Here is a 3,118-nt window from a genome sequence, read left to right on the forward strand (position 1 = left end):
AGTGAAACGATGCATCGCCGATGGTAGTGTGGGGTTTCCCCATGTGAGAGTAGGTCATCGTCAAGATTCATTTCGCAAAACCCCTATCTGCGCATGCAGGTAGGGGTTTTGTCTTTGTGGGCAAAAATTCAGCCCAGCTCGAATCCCTGTGGGAGCGGGCTTGCCCCGCGAACACGGGCGAAGCCCGTGGCATCCACCGCGCAGCCTGTTTCGCGGGCACGCCCGCTGCCACAAGGCAGGGCGCACGCCAGGTATGCAGGCCCTTTTCCTATGCAAGCCAACAGCCCATGGCTATCATGCCTGCCTTATTCCAAGTCGAGACTGGCATGCTGAAGTTGTTGAACCTCCTCAAGGATGGCCGGTTCCATTCCGGAGAAGCTCTGGGGGCAGCCCTCGGGGTGAGTCGCAGCGCCGTTTGGAAGCAGCTGCAGCACCTGGAGAGCGAGCTGAACCTCACCATTCACAAGGTTCGTGGGCGCGGCTACCAGCTGGCGGCGCCGCTGGCTTTGCTCGAGGCACAGGCTATCGCCGGGTTTGCCGAAGGCGAGCAGTGGCCGGTTTTCATCCACGAAATCATCGACTCGACCAACGCCGAAGGCTTGAGGCTTGCCAATCAAGGGCAGGTAGCGCCATTTATCGTCTTGGCTGAGCGGCAAAGCGCAGGCCGCGGGCGACGTGGCAGGCAATGGGTCAGCCCATTTGCCGAAAACCTCTATTACAGCCTTGTCTTGCGTGTGGATGGCGGCATGCGCCAGCTCGAAGGCTTGAGCCTGGTGGTGGGTGTTGCAGTGATGCGTACTCTGCAGGCATTCGGCGTAAAGGATGTAGGGCTCAAATGGCCCAATGACGTGCTGGTTCGCGGGCAGAAGATAACTGGCATTCTCCTGGAGCTGGTGGGTGACCCGGCCGATGTCTGTCATGTGGTACTGGGTATTGGTATCAATGTGAACATGCAGGTCAATGGCCAAGTCGACCAGGAGTGGACCTCAATGCGGCGTGAGCTGGGTGCGGCGATAGACCGCAACCACCTGGTGGCGTCGCTCAATCAGCAATTGCAGCACGAATTGGCACGCCATCGTCGTTACGGTTTTGCCGCATTCCAGGAGGAATGGGAGCAGGCGCACCTGTGGCAGGGGCGCACTGTTTCACTGGTTGCCGGTAGCACGCGTATTGATGGCGTGGTTCTTGGCGTCGACGGGCAGGGCGGCTTGCGCCTTGAGGTGGACGGAGTTGAAAAGAGCTTCAGTGGTGGTGAGCTCAGTTTGAGGTTGCGTGATGATTCTTGAGCTCGACTGCGGTAATAGCTTCATCAAGTGGCGCGTAATCCATACCGCTGATGCAGTGATTGAAGGTGGCGGGATCGTCGATTCCGATCAAGCGCTGCTGGCTGAAGTGGCTGCGCTGGCATCGGTACGTCTGACCGGGTGCCGCATCGTCAGTGTGCGCAGCGAGGAAGAAACCGATGCGCTTTGTGCGTTGATAGCCCAGGCATTTACCGTGCAGGCGCATGTTGCGCATCCGGCCCAGCGCATGGCCGGTGTGCGCAACGGTTATGATGACTATCAGCGTCTGGGCATGGACCGTTGGCTGGCAGCGCTGGGTGCATTTCACCTGGCCAAGGGCGCGTGCCTGGTGATCGACCTTGGTACCGCTGCTAAAGCGGACTTTGTGGCCGCAGACGGCGAACACCTGGGTGGCTACATCTGCCCGGGCATGCCATTGATGCGCAGTCAGTTGCGTACCCACACCCGGCGAATCCGTTATGACGATGACTCTGCCGAGCGCGCATTGACCAGTTTGTCGCCGGGCCGCTCTACTGTCGAAGCGGTCGAGCGTGGCTGCGTGTTGATGCTTCAGGGCTTTGCACGTACGCAGCTCGAGCAGGCGCGTGCGCTGTGGGGGGATGAATTCACGGTGTTCCTCACCGGGGGCGATGCGCCGCTGGTGAGGGAGGCCGTGCCGCAGGCGCGTGTCGTCCCTGACCTGGTTTTTGTTGGTCTGGCCATGGCCTGCCCATTGGATTGAGGTGCCTATGCGTTGGTTGTTTCTGTTGTTACTGGTGCTCAACGTCTTCTATTACGTTTGGCATCAGCAGGAAGCACCGCTGAAGGTCAAGGAAGTCGCTCCCCTGTCGTTGTACAAGGGGAATCAGCAAGAAATCCGTCTGTTGCGTGAAACGGGTCTGTCGGCGCCACCCAGGCGCCGTGATGAGTGCCTGGTGGTGGGGGGGGTAACAGGGCAGGAGCAGCTGGATGCACTGCGTCAGCGCTTGCTGAGCCTGGATATTGCCACTTTGCCAGTGGTGGGGCAGTTGCCTGGAGCAGATGGGCGCTGGCTCAAGGTTGCCCCGGAAAGCGAGCGTTTGCTGGACCAAACGGTGCTTTCGGCTCTTTCCAATGATTTCAAAGACTTAAAACATAAAATTATTTTCTGCCAGGGTATTGCAACTGGTGAATAGCTTGATAGAATGGCGCCCGCTTCACAGGGAACACCGCTCAGGTGGTAGAACTGGAAGCGGTGTCAAAGCAGCTAAGTTTCAGATTTGATTGAAAAAATTTGAAAAAACGCTTGACACTGGGACGGCAGACAAATAGAATGCCGGCCACATCTGGAGGGATTCCCGAGCGGTCAAAGGGGACGGACTGTAAATCCGTTGCGAGAGCTTCGAAGGTTCGAATCCTTCTCCCTCCACCAGTTTTAGCGAGAGCCGCAAGCTCCGCGGGTATAGTTTAGTGGTAGAACCTCAGCCTTCCAAGCTGATGATGCGGGTTCGATTCCCGCTACCCGCTCCAAGTTTGCTGGATTTTGCGCAAAGTGTTTCGCTCTTGTAGCTCAGTTGGTAGAGCACACCCTTGGTAAGGGTGAGGTCAGCGGTTCAAGTCCGCTCAAGAGCTCCATATAAACAAGGCAGATATGAAAATATCTGCCTTTGTTTTATCAGCGCAAGACTATTTCTTCTGCGGAGGATTGTATCGATGGCTAAGGAAAAGTTTGATCGTTCCCTTCCCCACGTTAACGTCGGCACTATCGGCCACGTTGACCACGGTAAGACCACTCTGACCGCAGCTCTGACTCGCGTCTGCTCCGAAGTTTTCGGTTCGGCAGTCGTTGAGTTCGA

4 protein-coding genes and 3 tRNA genes are annotated in these 3,118 nt (G+C 57.3%); all 7 read left to right on the forward strand.

The features are described 5' to 3' along the window. Positions 1-326 precede the first annotated feature (326 nt). Positions 327-1,286 carry a bifunctional biotin--[acetyl-CoA-carboxylase] ligase/biotin operon repressor BirA gene (gene birA / locus CKW35_RS22915; protein ID WP_031312439.1) on the forward strand — a complete coding sequence of 320 codons (960 nt, stop codon included), beginning with the start codon at positions 327-329 and terminating at the stop codon, positions 1,284-1,286. Continuing rightward, a complete protein-coding gene (locus CKW35_RS22920; protein WP_016484645.1) occupies positions 1,276-2,025 on the forward strand; it encodes a pantothenate kinase in 750 nt (249 codons plus the stop codon). Before birA ends, CKW35_RS22920 begins: the two co-directional genes overlap by 11 nt. A 7-nt stretch (positions 2,026-2,032) precedes the next feature. Next, entirely contained in the window at positions 2,033-2,458 is a 426-nt protein-coding gene (locus tag CKW35_RS22925; protein WP_016484646.1) for a hypothetical protein, read from the forward strand. Positions 2,459-2,610: 152 nt separating this feature from the next. Then, positions 2,611-2,694: transfer RNA gene (locus CKW35_RS22930), tRNA-Tyr, on the forward strand. Between the two features lie 24 nt (positions 2,695-2,718). Further along, positions 2,719-2,792 (forward strand) — tRNA-Gly (locus tag CKW35_RS22935). Between the two features lie 29 nt (positions 2,793-2,821). Then, positions 2,822-2,897 (forward strand) — tRNA-Thr (locus CKW35_RS22940). 78 nt (positions 2,898-2,975) lie between these two features. Continuing rightward, positions 2,976-3,118, forward strand: a 143-nt coding sequence (locus CKW35_RS22945; protein ID WP_230385152.1) for a GTP-binding protein, incomplete at its 3' end; no start/stop codon positions are given.

Origin of the sequence: Pseudomonas sp. Irchel 3F3 (assembly GCF_900187545.1) — a bacterium.
In the GTDB taxonomy this organism is placed as follows: domain Bacteria; phylum Pseudomonadota; class Gammaproteobacteria; order Pseudomonadales; family Pseudomonadaceae; genus Aquipseudomonas; species Aquipseudomonas fortuita.